Origin of the sequence: Paracoccus sp. UBA5162, assembly GCF_002413585.1 — a bacterium.
GTDB lineage: Bacteria > Pseudomonadota > Alphaproteobacteria > Rhodobacterales > Rhodobacteraceae > Paracoccus.
The window spans coordinates 1-1,933 of sequence record NZ_DHXG01000005.1 but is presented as its reverse complement, the minus strand read 5'-3'; the positions used below and the strand labels follow the sequence as shown (position 1 = coordinate 1,933).

3 protein-coding genes are annotated in these 1,933 nt (G+C 62.8%); all 3 read right to left on the bottom strand.

The window, feature by feature from the left end; genetic code table 11:
- Nucleotides 1–1,055 (bottom strand): NADH-quinone oxidoreductase subunit D (locus tag B4A72_RS00700; protein WP_292977946.1); only part of this gene is annotated, 1,055 nt, incomplete at its 3' end.
- The gene (locus B4A72_RS00695; protein WP_292957418.1) at nucleotides 1,055–1,675 is read right to left on the bottom strand and encodes an NADH-quinone oxidoreductase subunit C; all 621 of its coding nucleotides are present in this window, start codon (nucleotides 1,673–1,675) and stop codon (nucleotides 1,055–1,057) included. The genes B4A72_RS00695 and B4A72_RS00700, both read right to left, overlap by 1 nt.
- Before the next feature lie 3 nt (nucleotides 1,676–1,678).
- Nucleotides 1,679–1,933, bottom strand: a 255-nt coding sequence (nuoB, locus tag B4A72_RS00690) for an NADH-quinone oxidoreductase subunit NuoB (protein WP_292977945.1), incomplete at its 5' end; no start/stop codon positions are given.

Below are 1,933 nucleotides of genomic sequence, written 5' to 3'. Positions count from 1 at the left end.
GCCTCGACCGCGGCATAGACCTCGCCGGCGGGAACCCGGAAACCCTCGGTATACAGCTTGAAATGGTGGATCAGGCTTTCCATGTCGCGCTTCATCTCGCTGCGCCGGGGCGGGGTCAGCTTGCCGCGCGCCAGGATGTCGCCCTGCCCGGCCGGTTCGCGCAGCTTGTCGATCGCCTGCCGCATGATGCGGACCGACTGGCGCATCTCTTCCATGCGGACCAGATAACGGTCATAGCAATCGCCATTCTTGCCGACCGGGATGTGAAAGTCGAATTCGTCATAGCATTCGTAGGGCTGCGACCGCCGCAGATCCCAGGCCATCCCCGAACCGCGCACCATCACGCCGGAATAGCCCCAGTCCAGCACGTCCTGTTCATGGACGATGCCGATATCGACATTGCGCTGCTTGAAGATCCGGTTCTCGGTCAGCAGCCCGTCAAGATCGTCCACGACCTTCAGGAACGGATCGCACCAGGCCTCGATATCGTCGATCAGGTCGGGCGGCAGATCCTGATGCACGCCACCGGGGCGGAAATAGGCCGCGTGCAGGCGGGCTCCGCAGGCGCGCTCGTAGAACACCATCAGCTTTTCGCGTTCCTCGAAGCCCCACAGGGGCGGGGTCAGCGCGCCCACGTCCATGGCCTGCGTGGTCACGTTCAGCAAATGGCTGAGAATGCGGCCGATCTCGGAATACAGCACCCGGATCAGGCTGGCGCGGCGCGGAATCTCGACACCCGACAGCCGTTCGATGGCCATGCACCAGGCATGTTCCTGATTCATCGGCGCGACGTAATCCAGCCGGTCCAGATAGGGCAGGTTCTGCAGATAGGTGCGGCTTTCCATCAGCTTCTCGGTGCCGCGATGCAGCAGCCCGATATGCGGGTCACAGCGTTCGACCACCTCCCCGTCCAGCTCCAGCACCAGCCGCAAGACGCCATGCGCGGCAGGGTGTTGCGGGCCGAAGTTGATGTTGAAGTTGCGGATGCGCTGTTCGCCGGTCAGCGTGTCGGAAGAACCGTCGTCATAGACATTGTTGCGGATATCGCCGTCCATCACTTCGCCCCCTGCTTCTCGTCGCCCGGCAGGACGTATTTCGCGCCCTCCCAGGGCGACAGGAAATCGAACTGGCGGTATTCCTGGGTCAGGTTCACCGGCTCGTAGACCACGCGCTTGACGGATTCGTCATACCGCACCTCGACATAGCCCGTGGTCGGGAAATCCTTGCGCAGCGGATGCCCGCGAAAGCCGTAATCGGTCAAGAGCCGCCGCAGGTCGGGATGGCCCGAGAACAGGATCCCGAACATGTCGAAGATCTCGCGCTCGAACCAGTTCGCACTGGGGAAGATGCCGATGATCGAGGGCACCAGCTCATCCTCGCGGACGCTGACCTTCACGCGGATACGGTGATTCTGATACATCGACAGGAAATGCCAGACCACGTCGAAACGCTGCTGCCGTTCGGGGTGATCCAGGGCGGTGATGTCGACCAGCGTCGAGAAGCGGCAGGACGAATCGGTGCGCAGGAATTCGACCAGATCCAGGACGCCGCTGACGGTCGAGGCGACGGTCAGCTCGCCATGGGCGATCGCGGTATCCAGCACCTCGTTCGAGCGGCGCAGCTTGATGTGATCGGCCAGTTGGTCCAGCGCGTCGAGATCGGGATAGACGGACATGGCTTACCTCACCAGCGTGCCGGTGCGCCGGATCCGGCGCTGAAGTTGCAGGATGCCGTATAGCAGCGCCTCGGCGGTGGGCGGACAGCCGGGAACATAGATGTCGATCGGCACGATCCGGTCGCAGCCACGCACGACCGAATAGCTGTAATGGTAATAGCCGCCGCCATTGGCGCAGCTTCCCATGCTGATGACATAGCGCGGCTCGGGCATCTGGTCATAGACCTTGCGCAGCGCGGGCGCCATCTTGTTGGTCAG

Bases quoted from the DNA above. Each gene is read 5' to 3' on its own strand.
- B4A72_RS00695 (WP_292957418.1), bottom strand. From the start codon at position 1,675: ATGTCCGTCTATCCCGATCTCGACGCGCTGGACCAACTGGCCGATCAC.